At 71.8% G+C, this 21,440-nt stretch carries 18 protein-coding genes and 1 tRNA gene; 13 read left to right on the top strand and 6 right to left on the bottom strand.

Annotation, left to right across the window (positions count from 1 at the left end; translation table 11 throughout):
* The first annotated feature begins 5 nt into the window (after window positions 1–5).
* The 3 genes from ABZT14_RS11085 to pknB all read left to right on the top strand — a co-directional run bounded on the left by ABZT14_RS11085 (window position 6) and on the right by pknB (window position 4,979).
* Window positions 6–1,430: an FtsW/RodA/SpoVE family cell cycle protein gene (locus ABZT14_RS11085; protein ID WP_356299597.1), complete on the top strand. Its 1,425-nt coding sequence runs from the start codon at window positions 6–8 to the stop codon at window positions 1,428–1,430.
* The gene (locus ABZT14_RS11090) at window positions 1,427–2,887 is read left to right on the top strand and encodes a penicillin-binding protein 2 (RefSeq protein ID WP_356299598.1); all 1,461 of its coding nucleotides are present in this window, start codon (window positions 1,427–1,429) and stop codon (window positions 2,885–2,887) included. Before ABZT14_RS11085 ends, ABZT14_RS11090 begins: the two co-directional genes overlap by 4 nt.
* 127 nt (window positions 2,888–3,014) lie before the next feature.
* Window positions 3,015–4,979 (top strand): Stk1 family PASTA domain-containing Ser/Thr kinase, encoded by a 1,965-nt coding sequence (gene pknB, locus ABZT14_RS11095; protein WP_356299600.1) that lies wholly within the window; start codon window positions 3,015–3,017, stop codon window positions 4,977–4,979.
* 807 nt (window positions 4,980–5,786) lie between these two features.
* Here pknB and ABZT14_RS11100 read toward each other — a convergent pair.
* Together ABZT14_RS11100 and ABZT14_RS11105 are read right to left on the bottom strand one after the other, a co-directional pair.
* A complete protein-coding gene (locus ABZT14_RS11100; RefSeq protein WP_356299602.1) occupies window positions 5,787–7,289 on the bottom strand; it encodes a protein kinase in 1,503 nt (500 codons plus the stop codon).
* 38 nt (window positions 7,290–7,327) lie between these two features.
* Complete coding sequence (locus ABZT14_RS11105; protein WP_356299604.1) at window positions 7,328–7,882, bottom strand: DNA-binding protein; 555 nt, start codon at window positions 7,880–7,882, stop codon at window positions 7,328–7,330.
* A 131-nt stretch (window positions 7,883–8,013) separates the two neighbouring features.
* On the opposite strand from ABZT14_RS11105, the gene ABZT14_RS11110 reads away from it, so the two are divergent.
* The 3 genes from ABZT14_RS11110 (at window position 8,014) to ABZT14_RS11120 (ending at window position 9,839) form a co-directional block, all read left to right on the top strand.
* Window positions 8,014–8,086, top strand: a tRNA-Ala gene (locus ABZT14_RS11110).
* A gap of 344 nt (window positions 8,087–8,430) precedes the next feature.
* The gene (locus tag ABZT14_RS11115) at window positions 8,431–8,937 is read left to right on the top strand and encodes a DinB family protein (RefSeq protein WP_356299606.1); all 507 of its coding nucleotides are present in this window, start codon (window positions 8,431–8,433) and stop codon (window positions 8,935–8,937) included.
* A gap of 77 nt (window positions 8,938–9,014) precedes the next feature.
* The gene (locus tag ABZT14_RS11120) at window positions 9,015–9,839 is read left to right on the top strand and encodes an RNA methyltransferase (RefSeq protein WP_356299608.1); all 825 of its coding nucleotides are present in this window, start codon (window positions 9,015–9,017) and stop codon (window positions 9,837–9,839) included.
* Window positions 9,840–9,985: 146 nt separating this feature from the next.
* Here the strand turns inward: ABZT14_RS11120 and ABZT14_RS11125 are convergent, their stop codons facing one another.
* Window positions 9,986–10,855 (bottom strand): DUF5324 family protein, encoded by an 870-nt coding sequence (locus tag ABZT14_RS11125; RefSeq protein WP_356300159.1) that lies wholly within the window; start codon window positions 10,853–10,855, stop codon window positions 9,986–9,988.
* A 260-nt stretch (window positions 10,856–11,115) separates the two neighbouring features.
* Here ABZT14_RS11125 and ABZT14_RS11130 point away from each other — a divergent pair, with 260 nt between their 5' ends.
* Both ABZT14_RS11130 and ABZT14_RS11135 read left to right on the top strand, forming a co-directional pair.
* On the top strand, window positions 11,116–11,643 hold the full coding sequence (locus ABZT14_RS11130) for a peptidylprolyl isomerase (RefSeq protein ID WP_356299610.1): 528 nt from the start codon (window positions 11,116–11,118) through the stop codon (window positions 11,641–11,643).
* Window positions 11,644–11,777: 134 nt separating this feature from the next.
* On the top strand, window positions 11,778–12,665 hold the full coding sequence (locus ABZT14_RS11135) for a rhomboid family intramembrane serine protease (protein WP_356299611.1): 888 nt from the start codon (window positions 11,778–11,780) through the stop codon (window positions 12,663–12,665).
* A gap of 477 nt (window positions 12,666–13,142) precedes the next feature.
* Here ABZT14_RS11135 and crgA read toward each other — a convergent pair whose 3' ends face one another.
* Window positions 13,143–13,403, bottom strand: coding sequence for a cell division protein CrgA (gene crgA, locus ABZT14_RS11140; protein ID WP_356299612.1), 261 nt, complete (start codon window positions 13,401–13,403; stop codon window positions 13,143–13,145).
* Between the two features lie 155 nt (window positions 13,404–13,558).
* Here crgA and ABZT14_RS11145 point away from each other — a divergent pair, with 155 nt between their 5' ends.
* The 5 genes from ABZT14_RS11145 to ABZT14_RS11165 all read left to right on the top strand — a co-directional run bounded on the left by ABZT14_RS11145 (window position 13,559) and on the right by ABZT14_RS11165 (window position 18,325).
* Window positions 13,559–14,296, top strand: a complete 738-nt coding sequence (locus tag ABZT14_RS11145) for a DUF881 domain-containing protein (RefSeq protein WP_356299614.1) — start codon at window positions 13,559–13,561, stop codon at window positions 14,294–14,296.
* Between the two features lie 200 nt (window positions 14,297–14,496).
* Window positions 14,497–14,667 carry a hypothetical protein gene (locus tag ABZT14_RS11150; RefSeq protein WP_356299616.1) on the top strand — a complete coding sequence of 57 codons (171 nt, stop codon included), beginning with the start codon at window positions 14,497–14,499 and terminating at the stop codon, window positions 14,665–14,667.
* A gap of 4 nt (window positions 14,668–14,671) precedes the next feature.
* On the top strand, window positions 14,672–15,307 hold the full coding sequence (locus ABZT14_RS11155) for an aminodeoxychorismate/anthranilate synthase component II (protein WP_356299618.1): 636 nt from the start codon (window positions 14,672–14,674) through the stop codon (window positions 15,305–15,307).
* Between the two features lie 4 nt (window positions 15,308–15,311).
* Complete coding sequence (locus tag ABZT14_RS11160) at window positions 15,312–17,159, top strand: class E sortase (RefSeq protein WP_356299620.1); 1,848 nt, start codon at window positions 15,312–15,314, stop codon at window positions 17,157–17,159.
* 506 nt (window positions 17,160–17,665) lie between these two features.
* Window positions 17,666–18,325, top strand: coding sequence for a class E sortase (locus ABZT14_RS11165; RefSeq protein WP_356300162.1), 660 nt, complete (start codon window positions 17,666–17,668; stop codon window positions 18,323–18,325).
* Between the two features lie 74 nt (window positions 18,326–18,399).
* On the opposite strand, the gene ABZT14_RS11170 is transcribed toward ABZT14_RS11165, so the two are convergent.
* Entirely contained in the window at window positions 18,400–19,842 is a 1,443-nt protein-coding gene (locus tag ABZT14_RS11170; protein WP_356299621.1) for a hypothetical protein, read from the bottom strand.
* Window positions 19,839–21,299, bottom strand: a complete 1,461-nt coding sequence (locus ABZT14_RS11175) for a hypothetical protein (RefSeq protein ID WP_356299622.1) — start codon at window positions 21,297–21,299, stop codon at window positions 19,839–19,841. Before ABZT14_RS11175 ends, ABZT14_RS11170 begins: the two co-directional genes overlap by 4 nt.
* Window positions 21,300–21,440: the final 141 nt, after the last annotated feature.

Genomic DNA, 21,440 nt, shown 5'->3' on the forward strand with positions numbered 1-21,440 from the left:
GAACGATGAGAGGTAACACGCAGTCGGGCAGCAACACCACCATCTCCTCGGGTGGGTTGCCGAGCCGACGGAACACCGAGCTGGCGCTGCTGATCTTCGCCGTGGTGATCCCGGTGCTGGCGTACGCCAACGTGGGCCTGGCGATCGACGGTTCACTGCCGGCCGGCATGTTGGGGTACGGCGCGGGGCTGGCGTTGATGGCCGGGGTGGCGCATCTGGTGGTGCGCCGCTGGGCGCGGTACGCCGACCCGCTGATGCTGCCGATCGTGACCCTGCTCAACGGGCTGGGTCTGGTGCTGATCTGGCGGTTGGACCAGTCGCAGCGGCTGATCGACCGGGCGGAGAACGCGTTCGGCGCCTTCCACCCCGACGCCCCCAAGCAGTTGCTGTACTCGGCGATCGGGCTGGCGCTGTTCGTGGGCATCCTGCTGGCGCTCAAGGACCACCGGGTGTTGCAGCGCTACACCTACATCTCCATGGCCACGGCCCTGGTGCTGCTGGTGCTGCCGGTGTTCTTCCCGCCGGTGAACGGCGCGCGGATCTGGGTGAAGCTGGGCTTCATCAACATCCAGCCCGGGGAGTTCGCCAAGATCATCATCGCGGTGTTCTTCGCCGGCTACCTGATGGTGAAACGGGACGCCCTGGCCCTGGCCAGCCGGCGCTTCATGGGCCTGTACCTGCCGCGTGGCCGTGACCTGGGTCCGATCCTGATGATCTGGGCGCTCAGCCTGATGATCCTGGTCTTCGAGACCGACCTGGGCACCTCGCTGCTGTTCTTCGGCCTGTTCGTGATCATGCTCTACGTGGCGACCGAGCGCACCAGTTGGATCGTGTTCGGTCTGCTGATGTCCGCCGGTGGCGCGGTGGTGGTGGCCAGCTTCGAGCCGCACGTGGAGTCCCGGGTCCAGGCCTGGCTGCACCCCTTCTCCGACGAGGTGATCCAGGCCACCGGCACCGACCAGATCGCCCAGTCGCTGTGGGCCTTCGGCTCCGGCGGGGTGCTGGGCACCGGTCTGGGCCAGGGTGACTCGGACCTGATCGGCTTCGCCGCCAACTCCGACTTCATCCTCGCCACCTACGGCGAGGAGCTGGGCCTGACCGGGCTGATGGCCATCCTGATGCTGTACGCGCTGCTGATCGAGCGGGGTATGCGTACCTCGCTGGCGGCCCGTGACCCCTTCGGCAAGTTGTTGGCGGTGGGGTTGACCGGGGCGTTCGCGCTCCAGGTGTTCGTGGTGGCCGGCGGGGTGATCGGACTGATCCCGCTGACCGGTATGACCATGCCGTTCGTGGCCGCCGGTGGTTCCTCCGTGATCGCCAACTGGGCTCTGGTGGCGATCCTGTTGCGGATCAGCGACACCGCCCGCAGGCCGGCGCCCAGCCCGGCGCCCTCCCCTGACAACGAGATGACGCAGGTGGTCCGCACATGAACAAGCCACTCCGCAGGGTCTCCATCTTCTGTGGGCTGCTGGTGCTCGCGCTGCTGGCACGGGTGAACTGGGTGCAGTTCGTCCAGGCCGACGAGCTGAAGACCGACGACAAGAACCGTCGGGTCTCCATCGCCCGGTACGCCCAGCCGCGCGGCAACATCATCGTGGACGGCAAGCCGATCACCGGTTCCGCCAAGACCGACACCGGCGACTTCAAGTACAAGCGCACCTACAAGGAGGGCCCCATGTGGGCCCCGGTGACCGGGTACGCCTCGCAGGCGTTCGGGGCCAACCAGTTGGAGAAGCTCAACGACGGCATCCTCAGCGGTGACGACGACCGGCTGTTCTTCAACCGCACCATCGACATGATGACGGGCAAGCCCAAGAAGGGCGGCAACGTCGTCACCACCCTCAACGCCAAGGCCCAGAAGGCCGCGTTCGACGGGTTGCGGGGCAAGAAGGGCGCGGTGGCCGCCCTGGACCCGAAGACGGGCGCGATCCTGGCGCTGGCCTCCACCCCCTCGTACGACCCGTCGTCCTTCGCCGGCAACACCGACAAGGACAGCAAGGCCTGGGCGGGGCTCCAGAAGGACAAGAACGAGGACGACCCGATGCTCAACCGGGCGTTGAAGCAGACCTATCCGCCCGGTTCCACCTTCAAGGTCGTCACCTCGGCCGCCGCCCTGGAGAGCGGGGAGTACGACCTGGACAAGGGCACCGACTCCCCCGACCCGTACCGTCTGCCGGACAGCACCACCGACCTGGGCAACGACGGCAACCACCCCTGCAAGAACGCCTCGTTGCGGGTGGCCCTCCAGTGGTCCTGCAACACCGTCTTCGCCAAGGTCAGCAACCAGCTGGGCAACGAGAAGATGAAGGAGATGGCGGGGAAGTTCGGCTTCGACGACCCCGAGGTGGACACCCCGGTGCGCGCGGCCGAGAGCCGGTACCCCAAGGACAACAAGCCGCAGAACGCCATGGCCGGCATCGGCCAGGCGTCGGTGACCGCCTCGCCGTTGCAGATGGCGATGGTGGCCTCGGCGGTGGCCAACGACGGCAAGCTGATGAAGCCGTACATGGTCGACCAGTTGGTGGCGCCCAACCTCAACGTGGTGGAGCAGCACAAGCCGCAGACCTACGGCGAGCCGGTCTCGTCGGAGAACGCGCAGAAGCTCCAGCAGATGATGGAGACGGTGGTCTCCGACGGCACCGGCACGACGGGCGCGATCCCCGGTGTGACGGTCGGCGGCAAGACCGGTACGGCCCAGCACGGTGAGAACAACACCAAGAACCCGTACGCCTGGTTCATCTCCTACGCCAAGACGGACGACGGTTCACCGGTCGCGGTGGCCGTGGTCGTCGAGAGTTCGGACGTGGCACGAAGCGAGATCGCGGGAAGCAAGTTGGCCGCTCCCATCGCCAAGAACGTGATGCAGGCGGTCCTTCGCGACAAGTAGGGGCAGTTCGGGACAGGTCGTACGTGACGGCGGTCGCGTGGGGGCGGCCCGGTACCGTATGCCGAGCAGCGCAGCCGCCGGGCATCCGCGTGACACCGCCCGGACGATCGGGAGAGGGCTGGAGACTATGGAAGAGCCGCGTCGCCTCGGCGGCCGGTACGAGCTGGGCGCGGTCCTCGGCCGTGGGGGCATGGCCGAGGTGTACGTGGCCCAGGACACTCGCCTGGGTCGCACCGTGGCCGTGAAGACCCTGCGTGTGGACCTGGCCCGAGACCCCTCGTTCCAGGCCCGGTTCCGGCGGGAGGCCCAGTCGGCGGCCTCCCTCAACCACCCCGCGATCGTCGCGGTCTACGACACCGGCGAGGACTACGTCGACGGGGTCTCCATCCCGTACATCGTGATGGAGTACGTCGACGGCTCGACCCTGCGGGAGCTGCTGCACTCCGGGCGCAAGCTCCTGCCGGAGCGGGCGATGGAGATGTGCGTCGGCATCCTGCAGGCGTTGCAGTACTCCCACCAGAGCGGCATCGTGCACCGGGACATCAAGCCGGCGAACGTGATGCTGACCCGCAACGGCCAGGTGAAGGTGATGGACTTCGGCATCGCCCGTGCCATGGGCGAGTCCGGGATCACCATGACGCAGACGGCGGCGGTGATCGGCACCGCGCAGTACCTGTCGCCGGAGCAGGCCAAGGGCGAGTCGGTGGACGCCCGTTCCGACCTGTACTCGACCGGCTGCCTGCTGTACGAGCTGCTCACCGTGCGGCCACCCTTCGTCGGGGACTCCCCGGTGGCGGTGGCCTACCAGCACGTGCGGGAGGAGCCGCAGCCGCCCAGCTCCTTCGACCCCGAGGTCTCCCCGGAGATGGACGCCATCGTCCTGCGGGCGCTGGTGAAGGACCCGGACTACCGGTACCAGAGCGCGGACGAGATGCGCGCCGACATCGAGGCCTGCCTGGACGGGCAGCCGGTGGCGGCGACCTCGGCCATGGGCGCGGTGGGGTACGGCTACCCCAACGACCACTCCGGCGGCGCGGCGCAGCCCCAGGGCTCCGGCGGCCAGACCACCATGCTGCCCCCGGTGCGGGACGACGACTACGGCTTCACCGGGGACCAGGGCGGTGGACGTCGACGGCAGCCGAAGAAGAGCAACCTGTCGATCATCCTGTGGGTGATCGCCGCGATATTCGTGCTGGTTGGCGCGATCTTCATGGGCCGTGCCCTGTTCGGGGACGGCAAGGACGGCGATCCCGAGGTGCCCCAGCTGAAGGGGCTGTCGTACCAGGAGGCCGAACAACGGGCCTCCAACGTCAACCTGAAGGTCGCCAGGAAGGACAGCACCTACTGCGGCGAGAAGGCGCGCGTCATCTGCTCCACCGACCCGGCGGCCGGCACCAAGCTGGCCGAGGGCGAGACGATCCAGCTGACGATGTCCAAGGGCGCCAAGCCGGTGGACGTACCGAGCGTGGTGGACTCCTCCTTCTCCGACGCCAAGGAGGAGTTGGAGGGGGCCGGCTTCAAGGTCAAGAAGAAGACCGAGGAGAGCGACAAGGACCCCGACACCGTGCTGCGGCAGGACCCGGCCGGTGAGTCCAAGGCGAAGAAGGGCGCGACGGTCACCCTGACCGTGGCCATCAAGCAGACGATCAACGTGCCCAGTGTGGTCGGCAAGCCCTACGAGGACGCCAAGGCGGACCTGGAGAAGCTGGGCTTCGAGGTGGCGCGCAAGGACGAGGAGAACCCCTCCAAGCCGGCCGGTGAGGTGCTCAAGCAGAACCCGGAGGCCAACACCCGGCACCCGGGCGGCACCCAGATCACCCTGACCGTCGCCAAGGAGGAGGAGTCCGAGGACGAGCCGGCGACCGTGCCGGACGTCACCAACAAGCCGCTGTCCGAGGCGAAGAAGATGCTCACGGACGCCGGCTTCAAGGTGGGCCGCATCGTCGGCGCGCAGGGCCCCACCATCCCGGTCAGCAGCACCGACCCGGCGGCCAACACCGAGGCCAAGAAGGGCGACTCCGTCGAGATCAGGACGCGTCTCGGTCCCGGTGACCAGAACACCGGCGGCCTCTTCGGAGGCGTGATCAACTGACGCCGGCCCGCTGGCCTCCCACCTGGTGGGCGGGATCGGCGGGATCGGCCGAACTGACGGACAGGGGTTGTCCGACCTCCACGGGGGTCGGACAACCCCTTCGTCGTGCCCGGGGGTGTCCTGCCGGGGGTACGGGCGCGGGGAGCGCGCCCCCTTCGGGAGGCCCTTCGGGAGGCCGCGAACTCTTCGCGGGTGCGCCAACGACCTGTTGTGGTGGGCTCGGGTGGCCGGCTTCCGACACGGCTGGCCCTTCACGACCGAGCGCCGTCGGGGCTGTCGTCGGGCACCCTGCGCCGTCGTCGGGACGTGGCCTTCGCGGGGGCGGGGGCCGCCGTGGTGGGTGCCCGTGGCCGCCCGGGCCCCCGCCGTACGCCACGAGCTTCCCCGCGGGTGCCCCGGCACCTGGGCGGGCCAACCGATCGATCACGGGCGGACCGCGACCGGGCGGTGCCCACGCGCCCGGGGTGACGGTGGGCACCCGATGCGGCCGGGGCCGCCGCGGCCGGCGTCGGCCTTCTCGGGACTTCGCGCCGTCGGGGCCGCGCAGACGTCGGGACCAGGGTGCCCGCCGACCGAAGCCGGACCGGCGGGCCCCTCCCGTGGTCCACGGTGCCCGGCGGGGGGCGGGGCGGTGCAGGTCCGAGGGGGCGGCCGACGCGTACGAGGGCGGCCCACGGCCGGTCACGCCGCCGAGGCCGCCCTGCCCCCGTCACCGCTGCCCACCGCCGCCGTCAGCGCGACGAGAGCCCCGGTACGGTGGCGGACCGTTCCCGCGCCCTCCAGGGCCCGTCCGGGCCGGACGGGCGCTCAGATGCTGGTCAGCGCCCAGATGGCGACACCGAAGCAGAGCAGCGCCAGCACGATCACCGCCACGGCCACCCTGGGGGACGGCCCCGAGGGCCCCGTGGCCCGGGTGCTGCCCACGGTCGGCGCCGACGGCGGGTCGACCGGGCCACCGATCGGGCCGGCCATCCCGCCCCCCACCGGTCCGCCGTACGGAGCGGGGGCGGGCGCCCCCGGCTGGACGCCGGGAGGGGCACCTTGGTGGACGCCGGGAGGGGCGCCGGGGTCGGCGAACGGGCGCCCACCCCCGGGCGGGGTCGGGGCGGTGCCGGGAGCCGGCTGCGGCGGGTGGACGCCGTACGGGCCCGGCTGGTTGCCGGGGTGGGCGCCCGGGTGGCCGCTCTGCTGGCCGCCCGCAGCGGGCACGCCGGGGTACGGGTCACCGGGCCGCGCGCCGGGGGTCTCGGTCGGGGTGGGGGTGACGGGGGCCGGCGCGGGCGCTCCCGGGGACCAGTAGGGGCCGGTGGGGGTGGGTGGGGTGTCCTGGAGGCCGGTACGAGGGGGAGCGAGGGAGAAGTCGTTGTCCGGGGCGGCGGGGCGCGGGCCGGAGGGGCCGCTGTCCTTCGCGTCGGTCCCGGGTCGGCCGGTGGGGCCGCTCTCGTCGAACCCCGGTGGCAGGGGGCCGAGTTGGTCGAAGACCTCGACCACGTCCTGTTCCAGGGTGGAGTCGGTGGTGAGCAGGGGCACCACGTCCGCGAGGGCCTTGCGGGCTCCGACGGCGGTGCGGAACCGGTCCTGGGGGTCGGGCCGCAGCAGGGTGGACAGCACCTGCCACAGGGGCTCGGGCACGTACTCCGGGGTGGGGGGCACGCCCTGCTTCTGGTACTGGGCGACCAGGCCGGTGGAGTCCGGCTTGGTGGCGCTCAGCAGGTACAGGGCGACCAGCCCGACCGCGTACAGGTCGGCGCTGAAGTCCGGTTCGGCGCCCTGGAGTTGCTCGGGGGCGAAGTAACCGGGGGTGCCCACCACGAAGTTGGTCTCGGTGAGCCGGGGCTCGCCCTTGCGCATGGAGATGCCGAAGTCGGACAGCCGCAGGTGGGGCCGGCCCCGGCCGGTGGCGTCCAGCAGCAGGTTGGCCGGTTTGATGTCCCGGTGCACCACGTCCTCGGCGTGCACCGCCGACAGCCCCGACAGCAGCTGGTCGAGCAGGGTGCACACCAGGGTCGGGGGCAACGGGCCGTAGTCGGCGATGAGTTGGGCGAGCGAGCCGCCGCGCATCAGGTCCATGGTGAACAGGACCTTGTCGTCGTCGGCGGCCCAACTGGCGGGGGCCAGCACATGCGGGTGGTCGATCCGCAGGGCCTGCTCCCGCACGAAGCGCAGCAGGGCGTGGGACTCGCTCTGCTGGAGCACCTTGGCGGCCACGTAGCGTCGCCGTCGCTGGTCCCAGGCACGCCAGACGGCGCCCACGCCGCCCCGGCCGATCGGGTCGACCAGTTCGTACCGCCCGGCGAAGACCTCACCCATCGTGTCGCGCCCGCCTCTACCTCACCCTGTGTGCTTGCTCAGGACTGGTGGGTCTCGTAGTGCCGTACCGCGTCACTGGTGCGTCCGGCGCCGTAGACCCGCAGGAACTCTGCCAGTTCCGGGTGGCTGGGCGCGAGTGTGGCCGAGGCCTCCAGGATCTCCGAGGCGTCGGAGACCGAGCGCAGCAGGCTCTGGATCTCCCGGACCACCCGCTTCACCGGGGTCTGTACCCCGCCGCCGGAGGAGGCGGTCTGGCTGGTGTTGCTCAGTACGCTGCCGCCGGCGGTACGGCGGATCTCGTCCATGCGGGCCGTGGCGTCGGCGGCGCTGACCTCGCCCCGGGAGACCTGGGCGGCCAGCTCCTGGAGGGACTGCACCCGCTGCACCACCGCCGGGTTGCCGATCTTGGCGCGCTGGCCGCTCATCAACTGCGACAGCATGGGCGCGGAAAGTCCCAGTACCGACGCCAGTCGGGCCTGGTTGAGACCGAGATCGTCGATGAGCCGGCGAAAGAGGGTTCCCAGTGGCTCCCCGTACCACTGGCTCTGTAGTTCCCTCGCCTTCGCGGTGGCTTCCTGCTGTGCTGCGTCCATCACGATCTCCCCTGGACTCCCCGATGTCGCTTCGCTGACGCGAACTTGCCGAGCATCCTACGAACCTGGGCTGGGGCGGGGCGATACCCGGTCGGCTTTCGGTGACGAGACCGGGTACTCTGGTGCGCGTCGGGGCCTTAGCTCAGTTGGTAGAGCGCCGTCTTTGCATGGCGGATGTCAGGAGTTCGACTCTCCTAGGCTCCACGGGAATCAGCAGGTCACAGCCTGTGTGACCGGAGGCGTACGGCCCCGGGACCCGGTCGGCGGCACCGTTCGCCGGACCGTGGTACCGGGGCCGACGCAGTTTTCGAAGGCCGCATCCGGTGGTGACCGTTCCGTCCACGGGCGTCAATCCCACCGGGTACGGCTCCACCCGGAAGTGGCGGTCCCCGACACGGTCGCCGCCCCGCGTCCGAGCGCCCGGATCTTCGCGACTGGAGCATTGCTGACGCCGCGTCAGCCCGACCCCGGGGGTCGGCCGGCTCCCCGTCCTCCCCGCCGGGGGAAATCCCCGGACACCGCGCCCCCGGCCCTGCGAGAATCCGCTGATGACCGGTGAACGTACCTCCCCGCCCACGGTGGCGGACGAACGAACCATGCTCCGCGCCCACCTGGACTACCACCGGGGCACCCTGGGGCTGCTCTGCGACGCGGTGCCCGAGGAGGAGCTGCGCCGCCCCTCCATGGCCCCGTCCTCGCTGTCCCTGCTGGGCCTGGTGCGGCACATGGCCGAGGTGGAACGGGCCTGGTTCCGGCGGATCGTGGACGGACAGGACGTGCCGCTGGTGTGGTCGGACCGCTTCGACTTCCAGGAGGCGTACCGCGCCGAGGGCGCGAGCGCCGCCGAGGCCTTCGCGGCCTGGCGTACGGAGGTCGAGCACTCCCGGCGCGTCGAGCGGGAGGCCGACTCCCTGGACCTGGTCGTCCGGGACGCCCGCCACGACCAGGAGGTCTCCCTGCGCTGGGTGATGCTGCACATGATCCACGAGTACGCGCGGCACAACGGCCACGCGGACTTCCTGCGCGAGGCCATCGACGGCACCACCGGGGTGTGAGGCCCGGCGGTCCCGGACGGTCGGGGGCCCGCGCGACCGCGGGTAGCCTGCCGGCGAGGCGAGGGTGGTGGTCAGCGATGCCGCGGACGACGGCGGACACACTGCGGGTGGGCACCCGCAACGCGAGGTTCCAGCAGTGGCAGGCCCTGTTGGGCAACCGCACCAAGCGGCAGCGGGCCGGCGAGTTCCTGGTGCAGGGGGTACGGCCGATCAGTGTGGCCGTGGAGCGGGGCTGGCCGGTGCGGGCCCTGCTGTGTCCCCAGGGGCGCCAGCTGTCCGGCTGGGCCCGGGAGCTGGTGGGGTCGGTGCGGGCCGAACGGTACGCGCTGGCACCGGAGTTGCTCGCCGAGCTGGGGGAGAAGGACGACCGCGCGCCGGAGCTGATCGCCGTACTGGGGATGCCCGAGGACGACCTGGGGCGCGTCCCGGTGGGCCCCGACTTCCTGGGCGTGCTGTTCGACCGGCCGACCAGCCCGGGCAACATCGGCTCCCTGGTCCGTTCCGCCGACGCCTTCGGGGCGCACGGCCTGATCGTGACCGGTCACGCCGCCGACGTCTACGACCCCAAGTCCGTACGGGCCAGCACCGGTTCCCTGTTCGCGCTGCCCGTGGTGCGCGCGCCCTCCCCGAACCAGGTGCTGGACTGGCTGCGCCGGCACCCCGAGGTGCGGGTGGTGGGCACCGACGAGTCGGGGGACACGGAACTGTTCGACCACGACCTGACCGGGCCCACCCTGCTGCTGGTGGGCAACGAGACCACCGGGCTCAGCGCCGCCTGGCGGGAACGCGGCGACCACATGGTGCGCATCCCCATGACCGGGTCGGCCAGTTCGCTGAACGCCGCCAACGCCGGCACCACCGTGCTCTACGAGGCCGCCCGACAGCGCCGTACCGCCCGCTGACCACCCGGCTCCCGGGCCGCCGGGGTGATCCCCCGGTCCCGGGGAGCCGCACCGTGGGGGTGCCGGACACGACGAGGTGGGGCGTGCCCTTCCGGGTACGCCCCACCTCGGTGACCGTGGACGCGGCCGGTACGACCGGCCCGGCCTCAGTGGTCCTTGGAGTTCTTCGAACCCTTCGAGTCCTTGGCGTCCTCCTCGGCCTGCTTGGCCTCCACCTCCGGGTCCAGCAGCGCGGCGTCCGAACCCTCGCCGTCCACCGACCGCAGCGGTCCCCGGTCGCCGACCTCGGTGGCCGCCGAGGGCTCCACCAGCCAGTCGGGGTTGGCCTGCTTGTCCCACCAGCGCCACACCAGGTAGGCGCCGCCGCCGACCAGTCCGATCACCCCGAGTCCCTTGGCGAGCTTGCCGGCCCGCGCCCGACGGGCCCGACGGCGGGTGAGCTTCTCGATCTCCTGGGCGGTCACCTCGCCACGGAGCGCGGCCAGGGTGGCGGCACGTCGGGAGGCGGCCTCCTGGCGGGCCGGCGCGGTCGCCGAACGGGCGTCGGCCACGGCGGCCTCCACCCGGGGTCGGGCGGCCTTCTCCGCCTTGCGGGCCTGCTTCTTGGCCTGGGACCGGGCCTGTGCGCCCCGGTGCTCGGCCTCCTTGGCCAGCCGGCTGGACAGGGCACGGCCCTGCTTCTCCGCCTTGCGGGCGGCCTTGCGGGTGCGCTTCTCCACCTTCGAGGCCACCTCCTTGGTGTGCCGAGCCGTGACATTGGCGGCGTGGTCGACCTCCGGCGGCATCGAGTCCAGAGCCTGAGCCAGCAGCGGGGCGACCTGGTGTTCGTAACGGTCGCGGGCCTGCTCACGAGCCACCCGGGCGGCGTCGGACACCCTGGGGCCCAGGTAGGCGCCGGCTTCCTGGGCGTAGCGGGAGACGGTGTCCTTGGCGGTGCCCGCGTACGGCGCGACCACCTCGGCGGCGTGCCGCACACTCTCCTTGGCGCTGTCGGACGCGGCGCGCGCGCTGTCCATGCGGGTCACGGGATCCTCCTCCTCCATGTCAGGTGCTCGGGAGGCTTTCCTCCGCAAGACACAGTTCGCATTCCACTCTCGGGGAAGATCATGCCTACGGTGGCGCGGTTCACTGGTGCGGTGGCGGCATCCGGGCGCGTGTCGCTGAGCCGACGGTGACAGCGAGTGTTCGTTCACCTCCTCCTCACACACCCCGACGGCCCCGTACGTATCCGTGGGAGGATCGACCCAGTCAACGCACGACAGACGGAAGGCACATCGTGGCTGAGCAGCTGTACGCCACCCTGAAGACCAATCACGGCGACATCGAGGTGCTCCTCTTTCCCAATCACGCGCCCAAGACCGTGAAGAACTTCGTGGAGCTGGCAGAGGGCGCCCGCGAGTGGACCCACCCGGAGACGGGCCAGAAGACCACGGCCAAGCTGTACGACGGCACCGTGTTCCACCGGGTGATCAGCGGTTTCATGATCCAGGGCGGTGACCCCCTGGGCAACGGCACCGGCGGCCCGGGGTACGAGTTCGAGGACGAGATCCACCCCGACCTCGCGTTCACCAAGCCGTACCTGCTGGCGATGGCGAACGCCGGCCCCGGCACCAACGGGTCGCAGTTCTTCGTCACCATGGGCGCCACGACCTGGCTGAACGGCAAGCACACCATCTTCGGTGAGGTCACCAGCGAGGCCGGCCAGAAGGTCGTGGACTCCATCGGCAACACCCAGACCAACCCCCGTACCGACCGGCCGGTGCAGGACGTGGTCATCGAGTCGGTGGTCGTGGAGCGCCGCTGAGCCTCCGGCTCCCACGGGAACCTCGGTACCCCGCCCGTCCGTAAGGAGGGGTGAGGCGCCGGGGTTCCCGTGCGCGGGGCCAGCACCGAGCAACCGGACGCGGCGAAGTACAGCGGGGCAGAGGGGAACGAGCCATGGCGGGCGAGCGACAGGCGGCGGACGGGGCCACCGGTGGTCTGCGCGGCTGCTATCGGCATCCTGACCGGGAGACCGGGATCAGCTGTGCGCGATGCGGCAAGCCCATCTGCCCCGAGTGCATGATCTCCGCCTCGGTGGGGTTCCAGTGCCCCGACTGCGTACGGCAGGGTCAGGCCGACCAGCGGTCGACGCAGCCGCGCACCCTTGCGGGCGGTTCGCTGGCCGCGGATCCCCGACTGGTCGTCAAGATCATCCTGTCGGTGAACGTGCTGGTGTTCCTGGCCGTGCAGGTCTTCGGGGACCGGCTGGTGACCGAGACCTTCATGCTGGGGTACGCCGCCGAGAACCCGTACGACCCCCGGATGCTGGGCGTCGCGGACGGCGAGTGGTACCGCATGGTGACCTCGGCGTTCCTGCACGAGGACCTGACGCACATCCTGTTCAACATGCTGTCGCTGTGGTTCCTGGGCGGACCGTTGGAGGCGGCGCTGGGGCGATCCCGCTTCGTCCTGCTGTACCTGATGTCGGCGCTGGGCGGCAGCACCCTCTTCTACCTGCTGGCGGCCCAGACCCAGCCGGCTCTGGGCGCCTCGGGCGCCATCTTCGGACTGTTCGGCGCGATGGCCGTGGTGATGCGCCGCCTCAACTACGACCTGCGGCCGGTCGCGGTGCTGCTGGGCATCAACCTGCTGTTGACCTTCACCTGGGACGGCATCGCCTGGCAGGCCCACATCGGCGGGCTGGTGGTGGGGGCGGTGCTCGCCTACGCCATGGTGCACGCGCCCCGGGAGAAGCGGGCGCTCTACCAGTACGGCACCGCCGGCGCGCTGCTGTTGGTGATGGTCGTGGCCTGTGGAGTACACACCGCCCAACTGCTGGGCTGAGCCCGTTCGCGCCCGTTTCGGGCGGTTGCGGGGCCGCTTCGGACCGAGATTTCCACAGGCTCGGAGGCCCTTGTTCCACATGAGGAACATCCGTGCCGGGATTCGATCAGGGGTGCGTTTTCCCAGCAGGGACAAGGGAGTTGGGAGCGTACGCGGGCTGACGCCGGTGTGATCGGCGTCAAGGCTCCGCCCGGTTATCCACAGATCTTGTGAACAGTTCACACAGCTGTGGATCAACCTGTGGATAACTTCGGTCGCGGACCGCCCACAGGGGCCGCGCACACCCCCTCACCAGCACCCCCGACAGCGCCACCCACAGGCCGGCCCACACCTCCCGCGCCCGGCCGCACCACTCACCCCACCGGCCACCAGGGCAGCACCGAAGCCCGTGTGACCGGACCACGGGGGTCGTCACACGGGGAGCCCCACCACGGTGCGGGGGTCAGTCCGACGAGGGGACCAGGAGCGCGAACGCCCCTACTTCCACTGCGTCGAGACGACGAAGCCCGCCGCGATGAAGCCGAAACCGACCACGATGTTCCAGTTGCCCAGTGAGCCAACGGGGAAGTCGCCACTGCTGATGTAGAAGGCGACGATCCAGACCAGGCCGATCCCGAACAGGGCCAGCATGACCGGCGCCGGCCAACGACGCCCGCCCTGACTCAGATCGATCTTGGTCGCCTTCTTCGCCGGCGGCGGGGTGTAGTCGTCCTTCTTGCGGATACGTGACTTCGGCACGAGGGATTCTCCTGTCGATGCGCTGCGTGACCGCGCTTGGGCTGCCCGTCCTCCCTCTGGGCCGGTACGGAGTCCATTGCTCAGCCACGGGGGAAAAACGCTTCGGTGGTCAGCTAGCGTAGTCCTTCCGAGGGGCGGAGGGAGACCAGGGTACGGTGACCAGTTCACGCTTCCGACCGGTGCGCCTGGCAACGGCGGGCATCTTCGCCCTCGCCGGCCTCATCTTCTGGATCAGCTTCAACACCGCCCAGGGCACCAACCTCCGCACCGACGACTCCATGCTGCGGCTGTCCGACCTCATCGCCGAACGCAGCCGGACCAACAAGGAACTGGAGTCCACCGCCGCCGGAATCCGCGCCCAGGTGGACCGGTTGGCCAAGCGCGACGGCGGCTCCAGCGAGGCCGACGACCAGCGGCTGGGCTCCCTGGAGCGGGCCGCCGGGACCAGGAAGCTGTCCGGCCGTGGACTGACCGTCACCCTCACCGACGCCCCACCGGACGCCACCGCCAAACGCCCCGGCATCCCCGACCCGGAGCCCAACGACCTGGTGATCCACCAGCAGGACCTCCAGGCCGTGGTCAACGCCCTGTGGCGGGGCGGGGCCGAGGGCATCAAGATCATGGACCAGCGGCTGATCTCCACCAGCGCGGTGCGCTGCGTGGGCAACACCCTGATCCTCCAGGGCCAGGTCTACTCACCTCCGTACAAGGTCACCGCCGTCGGGGACCGGGGCAAGCTCCGCAAGGCGCTGGACCAGGACCGGGCGATCAGCAACTACCTGCAGTACGTGGAGGCGTACGGGCTGGGGTGGAAGGTAGAGGAGCACCACGCGGTCACCCTGCCCGGGTACACCGGCACCGTGGACCTCCAGGCGGCCAAGCCCGTCGACTGAGGTGACCGCGACCGGACGCACCCCGCCCCGGACCTCCCGGCGGCGGGCCGGGGTGAGCGGAGTCGGTCGGCTTCGGGCGACCGGGGGCACCGACCCGGGCGGGTTCGGCCCCCAGACGGTCAAGTTGGGCGGCCGAGGCCCGAACCCGGTCGCCACTCCCCTTACTCTGGGAACGCGTCAACGGAAGGGACCACCAGGAGATGTACGGCTGGATCTGGCGACATCTGCCGGGCAACACATGGACGCGGGCGCTGCTCTCGCTGCTCCTGGCGCTCGCGGTCGTCTTCGTACTGTTCCAGTACGTCTTCCCCTGGGCCGAACCGATGTTGCCCTTCAACGACGTGACCGTGGACGAGGGTCGGGCGGGTTGATTTCGTGAGTACGCGCGTACTGGTCGTGGACAACTACGACAGCTTCGTCTTCAACCTCGTGCAGTACCTCCACCAGCTGGGGGCCGAGTGCGAGGTGGTGCGGAACGACGCGCTGCGCCCCGAGGACGCCACCGAGGGCCACCGCTTCGCCGGGGTACTGCTGTCCCCCGGTCCCGGCGCCCCCGAACAGGCCGGCGTCTGCGTGGAGATGGTGCGCCACTGCGCCGAGGCCGGGCTGCCGGTGTTCGGGGTCTGCCTGGGGATGCAGGCGATGGCCGTGGCCTACGGGGGAACGGTGGACCGCGCCCCCGAGCTGCTGCACGGCAAGACCTCCCCGGTGACCCACGAGGGGGTGGGTGTCTTCCGTGACCTGCCCTCACCGTTCACCGCGACCCGCTACCACTCGCTGGGGGTCCGCCCCGACTCCGTACCGAAGGAGCTGAGGGTCACCTCCTGGACCGGGTCGGGGATGGTGATGGGGCTGCGGCACCGTGACCTGCCGGTGGAGGGCGTCCAGTTCCACCCCGAGTCGGTGCTGACCGAGTGGGGGCACCGGATGATGGCCAACTGGCTGGCCGAGTGCGGGGACCCGGACGCGGTGGAACGCTCCCGGGGCCTCGCCCCGGTGGTGGGGGCGTAGGCGGGTGAACGTCTCAGGTCCGGGGGGCGAGAACCACTGGGGCACGGGGCACGGCCGCCGTCGACGTCCGAGCGAGGCGGAGCTGGACGGCGTGGACGCGCTGGCCGACCCCCTCAACGACCCGTTGCCCGGCCAGCGTTCGGACCGCTGGTCGCACCCCCCTGCCGAGGCCTCCGCCCCGCCTCCCGCCTCTCCGACCGTCTCCACCCTGGGCGGGGCCCGGGTGGGCGGGCCCCGGCCCGGCGGGGCCACCGAGGGGCACCCCGGCGAGGAACCGCCGGCCGCCTCCCCCTGGTTCCAGCCGGCGAACGAGGCGCGGCCCGCCACGGACTCCGCACAGGCCGAGGGTTCCCCCTGGTTCCAGCCGAGGTCCTCCGGGCCGGCCGCCCCCGACGGGGAGCCGTCTCCCACCCCGTACCCGCCCCAGGACCCGGGCCTCCCCTCGACCGGCGCCACCCCGTACCCGCCGGGCCCGCAGGACCTCGGTGACCCGCACCTCGGTGAACGGCACTACGGCGCGGCGGACTTCCAGACGCCCGCCACCCCCGGCGGCCCCGAGGGGTACGGCGACTCCCTCGGCGTACCCGCTCCCGCCCCGGACCCGTTCGCCGGCGCCGCACGGGGCGGCACGGCGCCCAGGCGGCGCGTCGAGGGGGCGCCGGACGACCGGTCGTCCGGCGCGGTACCGGCCCCCCGGGCGGGGGAGGGCGGCGAAGCCCCGACCGGACCCACGGGCACGACCACCGGCGCGACGACCACGACCGCCGCCATGCCGGTGGTGCCCTCCGACGCGACCCCGTCAACGGCGGCGGCAACGGCGGCAGCAGCAACGCCGACCTCCGCGGCGACCTCGGCGACCGGGGGAGGCCGGGCCGCTGCCCGGGCCGCCAACTCCCCCTCGCGCAGGGCCGGTCGGGGCCGGGGACGCCGTACGGCGGAACCGCCGGAGACCGGGGGCAGAGGGGGCCGGCGCCGGGCCGGCTCCACGTCGGACAGCGGCCCGGCACCCCGGAACCCGGAGCCGATGGACCAGACGGTGGCGCTGCGGCAGGCCGAGGTACGGCCTCCGGGGCGTGCCGAACGCCGCAGGGCCGGACGCCGGGGCCGCGACCCGGTTCCCCCGCCGACGCGGGGCACCCGCCTGGAGACCCGCCGCGCCATCCGGGCCCGCCGTGAGGGTCCGGTGGCGGTGATCAGCCGTGGGGTGGGGGAGGCCTTCATCACGCTGGGCGTGCTGATGCTGCTGTTCGTCGCCTACCAGCTGTGGTGGACCAACGTCCTGGCCGGCCGGGAGGCGAAGGGTCAGGCCAACCGGCTGGCCCAGGAGTTCTCCGAGCGTTCCGAGCGGAAGCCGGGCGCGTTCTCCCCCGGTGAGGGCTTCGCCATCATGTACATCCCCAAGCTGGACGTCCGGGTGCCCATCGCCGAGGGCATCAGCAAGCAGAAGGTCCTGGACCGGGGCATGGTGGGCCACTACGACAAGGACTCGGGCGTGAAGACGGCCATGCCCTGGGACGAGAAGGGCAACTTCGCGGTCGCCGGTCACCGCAACACCCACGGGGAGCCCTTCCGTTACGTCAACCGCCTGGTGTCCGGGGACAAGATCGTGGTCGAGACGGCCAGCCGCTACTTCACCTACGAGGTGCACCACCGCCTCGCCTCCACCCCGCCGAGCAACATCGGTGTGGTGGCCCCCGTCCCCAGGGAGTCCGGTTTCCGCAAGGCCGGGCGGTATCTCACCCTCACCACCTGCACCCCGGAGTTCACCTCGAAGTACCGCCTCATCGTCTGGGGCAAGATGGTGGAGGAACGAGCGCGGTCCAAGGGGAAGCCGGACGCGCTGATCAGTTGACGAACAGGGGGGCGGACGCGGTGTCCGATCCGGGCAGCAAGGACCAGACCGGTGGACCGGAGAAGGACACCAGCGACTCCCCCGAGGTCCCGGACGGCGACGAGAAGTCCCAACAGCCGGCCGAGGCCGGGGAGTTCACCGGAGCGGACCGGGTCCCCTCACCACGGCGCGAGGAGCCGGCGGACGCGGAGGAGGAACCGGAGCCCTCCGGGGCCGAGGACTCCCACACCCCGTCAGACGTGGACGCCGATGCCCAGCCGGCCGGGGCCGACCGGCCCGCTGCCGAGGAGAAGTCCCCTACCGACACCGGGAGTTCCGACACCGGGCCCCCCGACAGTCGGCCCGCCGACGCGGCGACTACCGACACCGGGACCCCCGAGCCCGACCCGGTGACGGCCGCCGCCACCAGCGACTCCGAGGCTGCCTCCGCCGCCGACTCCCCCGCGCGGCCGGCCCGTTCGGACGGGGACCGGGCCGGGCGTACCCCGCGCTCCCGTGCGGCAGCCGTGGTCAGCTTGGCGGGGGAGCTGCTGATCACCGTCGGGGTGGTGCTGGCCCTGTTCGTCGTCTACTCGCTGTGGTGGACCAACGTGCTGGCGGACCGGGAGGCCAAGCGGGAGGGTGACCGGATCCGTAACGGCTGGGCGGACAACCGGGGGCCCGGGGTACCGGGGAAGATCGACACCAAGGACGGCGTCGGCTTCCTCCACGTACCGGCCATGAAGAACGCCGAGATACTGGTGAAGCGCGGTACCGACCCCGAGGAGCTGAACCAGGGGATCGCCGGCTACTACACCCACCCGGTCAAGTCGGCCATGCCCCAGGACCAGTCCGGCAACTTCTCCATGGCCGCGCACCGGGACGGGCACGGGGCGAAGTTCCACCACATCGACAAGATCAGCAAGGGCGACAGGATCGTCTTCGAGACCAAGAACACCTGGTACGTCTACAAGGTCTTCGAGACGCTCCCCAAGACCTCCAAGTACAACGTGGACGTCCTCAACCCGGTGCCCAAGGGGTCCGGCAAGCACCGCGACGGCCGGTACATCACCCTCACCACCTGCACCCCGGTGTTCACCTCCGACTACCGGTACGTCGTCTGGGGCGAGCTGGAGCGCACCGAGGACGTCGACGTACGCCGCACCCCGCCCAGGGAACTGCGCTGACCGCCCGCTGACAACTCCCCCCGCCCCGGGGGAGGTCGGGGCGCCCGGCGGTCACCGACCGGACGGGGCGCGGGTCAACGGCCGTCCGGTGAGCCGCCCCCCTGCGGGTAGCCGTAACCGTCCCGGCCGCCCTGGGGCGGGTGGCCGTAACCGCCCTGTGCGCCGTCCCCGGGGTAGCCGTAGCCGGCCGGTGGGGGTGCCGGGGTGGTGGGCGGCTCGGAGGTGTCGGGGCCGTCGGCCGTGGCCGCCGCCCGACGTCGGGGCAGCCAGAACCAGAGGCCCAGCCCCACCAACAGCACCGTCCCGGCGCCCAGTCCGGCGTAGGCGATCAGCCTCTTGTTCCCGTCGTCCTCCGCCTCGTCGGCGGCCCGGCCGTCCCGGGCCTGCCTACGGTCCCGGTCGCTGACGCCGAAGCCGGCCGCGTGCGGGTCGGTCTTGTACTCCGGGACCTTCTCGGGCTTGCCGACCACCTGGAACCGGACGTTGACCGGCAGCCCGTCCGGCGCCTCCTCGGCGACCTCGCCGGTCAGCGCCACCGAGACGTAGTACCAGCCGGAGAACCGGGCACCCTCCAGATCGGTCTCCCCGGTGTCCCGGTTGCGGTAGGAGACCTTCGGGGTCTGGACGTTGATCGTCTGGGGCATCCCGGTGAACGTCTGCTCCTCGCCGACGACCGTCCCCCGCACCGTGTTGTGCACCCGCAGCTGGAGTCCGGCGCTCACCGAGGTGCGGTCGCCCTGGGTGTTGGCGATCTCCGCGCTGGTCCGCAGCGTCTGGCCCCACTCCAGGGGGATGCGGTAGTAGCGGAACTGTCCGGGCAGCAACAGGTCCCGTCGGGCGCCCTGTTGGACCCCCACCGCGTCGTTGAACCCCGTACCGCCCCGGATCTTCCGGGGCTCACCCTCGACCCGGGGCGGCTCGACGCCCTTGCTCCCGCCCTTCTCGTTGCTGGGGGCCGGCAGTTGCTGGCCGGGCCTGATCCTCGGTTCCCGCATGGCGTTGATCTCGACCGGCCAGGGCTCGGGGTCGCCGTCGGTGGAGTGGACGCGGGTGACGGCCAGCAGGTGCTGGCCGGGGCGGCAGTCACCGCCCTCCGGGGCGCTCTCCACCACGGCGGTGATCGGGAAGGCCGAGGAGTCGTTCACGAAGCTGGCGTCGTCCTGGTCGCACTCGCCGTCGCCGGGGTCGAGCAGCCTCACCCTGAGGTAGGCGCGCACGTCCACCTCCGACCGGGGCTTGGGCGCCGCGGTGACGGAGAAGTAGGAGTGCGCCTTGTCGTCCAGGGTGACCCGGTAGTACGCGGTCTCATCGTCCGACAGCGAGTCCCGGGACAGACCGGTGGGCAGCTTGGGGGCGTCGGTGCTCTTCTTGGTGCCCTTGATCCGGTGGGCGTCCTGGGCGAACCGGTACGGGCGCAGCTCGTCCTCGGACCCGTCCGCCAGCGCCGGCCCGGGCAACACTCCGAGTACCCCCAGCGCCGCGACGCCCGCCCCCGCCGTCCTGGTCAGCCGCCTCACCACGAGCCCCTTCCCTCAGGTCCTGCCGGACCGTCGTCCGACCCCTGACCGGGGCCACTCGGACAGTTGTAACCTTCCGCGCCCCACCCCCGGTCCCCGGGGTGCCCCTCACCCGTGCGAGGGGTGGGCGCACCGTCCGTGACCGGGGGCGCGGCTCGTCCCGCGCGGCGGCGGGAGCGGCGTCGGGCGGCCGGCCCGCGCAGGGCCAGGGCCACCAGGGCCGCCGCCAACAGCAGCCCCGCCAGGGCCGCCAGGACCCAGACCAGCGGCCCGGTACCGCTCTCCTCCTCGGCGGTGTGGTCGGCCGGCACGCCCTCGCGGGCCTGCCTGCGGTCCTCGTCGCTGACCCCGAAGCCGGCCGCGTGCGGGTCGCCCTCGTACCGGGGCGAGGTGCCGGGCGTTCCCTCGCGCCGCACGGTGAGGGTGAGGGGCAGCGCCTCCCGCTGCACCCGCTCCACCTGGGGGGCGAGGCTGACGGACAGGTAGTACCAGCCGGAGAACCGCATGGTGGTGACCTTGGCCGAGGTCTGACGGCGGTTGTCGTAGGAGGCGGTCGGGGTGGACAGGCTGACCGGGGCCGTACCGTCGCCACGGCCCCGGGGCGCGACCAGTACCGGGGTCCGGGTGGTGTTGTGGACGGCCAGCCCCAGTGCGGTCGGCGGCCTGGTGTCACCGTCGTCGGGGGCGCCCAACTCGGCGGCCACGTTCAGCCGTTGCCCCCACTCCACGGGCACCCGGTAGTACCGCACCTGCCCGGGCAGCAACCGGTCACGGTAGGTGCCGTCAGCCACGCCCACCGCGTCGTTGAACCCGGTACCCCCGCTGATCCGGCGGCTCTCGCCCCGGACGCCGGGGGTACGGCTGGGCTCCGTGCCGGTGGCCGGGGGCGGCAACCGTTGCCCCGCGCGGATACGCGGCTCGGCCATGTGGGACAGCTCGATCGGCCAGCGCCCGCTGGCGGCCTTGCCCACCCGTCCGACGACCAGCAGGTAGTCCCCCTCGGGGCAGTTGCCCTCGGGCTGCCACCGCACGGAGACGGTGAGCGGGAAGGCGGCGTCCCGGGCGCCGAACCCTCCCCGTCCCCGGTCACAGGCTCGGCCGTCGGTGCCCTGGAGGGTGACCCGCAGCCCGTCCGAGGGCGCGACGCTGGTGCGGGGCGGGGGTACGGCGGTCACCGAGAGGTACGTGCCGTGGTCCTCGTCCACCCGGACCCGGTAGTAGGCGGTGCCGTCGGCGGACAGTTCGTCGGTGTGGCGGCCGACCTTGAGTCGGGGGGCGTCGGTGCTGATGGGGGAGCCCTCGGTGTGCCGGGCGTCCTGGGCGAACCGGTAGCGGGGCACCTCGTCCCCGGACCCGTCCGCCAGCGCCGACCCGGACAGCCCCGACGGCACTCCCAGCGCTCCCAGCACTCCGAGGGCCACCGCGCCGGTCCACGCCGTCCTGGTCAACCGCCTCACCGCGTACTCCTTCCCTGGGGTCCCACGGGTCCGGGGGTTCTCGGGGCCTTCGGCCCCTTCCGTGCCTTCCGCCGCTCGGCCAGTGCGCCTCGGCCGGTCGCCGGCGGCGGGTGGCGGAGTGCCTCCTCGGCGTCCAGGCCG

The organism is Streptomyces sp. NPDC005438 (genome assembly GCF_040606315.1).
GTDB lineage: Bacteria > Actinomycetota > Actinomycetes > Streptomycetales > Streptomycetaceae > Streptomyces.

What these genes read in the sequence shown, in the direction of transcription:
- ABZT14_RS11085 (WP_356299597.1), top strand. Translation starts at nt 6, where the DNA reads ATGAGAGGTAACACGCAGTCGGGCAGCAACACCACCATCTCCTCGGGT.
- ABZT14_RS11090 (WP_356299598.1), top strand. Translation starts at nt 1,427, where the DNA reads ATGAACAAGCCACTCCGCAGGGTCTCCATCTTCTGTGGGCTGCTGGTG.
- pknB (WP_356299600.1), top strand. Translation starts at nt 3,015, where the DNA reads ATGGAAGAGCCGCGTCGCCTCGGCGGCCGGTACGAGCTGGGCGCGGTC.
- ABZT14_RS11100 (WP_356299602.1), bottom strand. Translation starts at nt 7,289, where the DNA reads ATGGGTGAGGTCTTCGCCGGGCGGTACGAACTGGTCGACCCGATCGGC.
- ABZT14_RS11105 (WP_356299604.1), bottom strand. Translation starts at nt 7,882, where the DNA reads ATGGACGCAGCACAGCAGGAAGCCACCGCGAAGGCGAGGGAACTACAG.
- ABZT14_RS11115 (WP_356299606.1), top strand. Translation starts at nt 8,431, where the DNA reads ATGACCGGTGAACGTACCTCCCCGCCCACGGTGGCGGACGAACGAACC.
- ABZT14_RS11120 (WP_356299608.1), top strand. Translation starts at nt 9,015, where the DNA reads ATGCCGCGGACGACGGCGGACACACTGCGGGTGGGCACCCGCAACGCG.
- ABZT14_RS11125 (WP_356300159.1), bottom strand. Translation starts at nt 10,855, where the DNA reads ATGGACAGCGCGCGCGCCGCGTCCGACAGCGCCAAGGAGAGTGTGCGG.
- ABZT14_RS11135 (WP_356299611.1), top strand. Translation starts at nt 11,778, where the DNA reads ATGGCGGGCGAGCGACAGGCGGCGGACGGGGCCACCGGTGGTCTGCGC.
- ABZT14_RS11150 (WP_356299616.1), top strand. Translation starts at nt 14,497, where the DNA reads ATGTACGGCTGGATCTGGCGACATCTGCCGGGCAACACATGGACGCGG.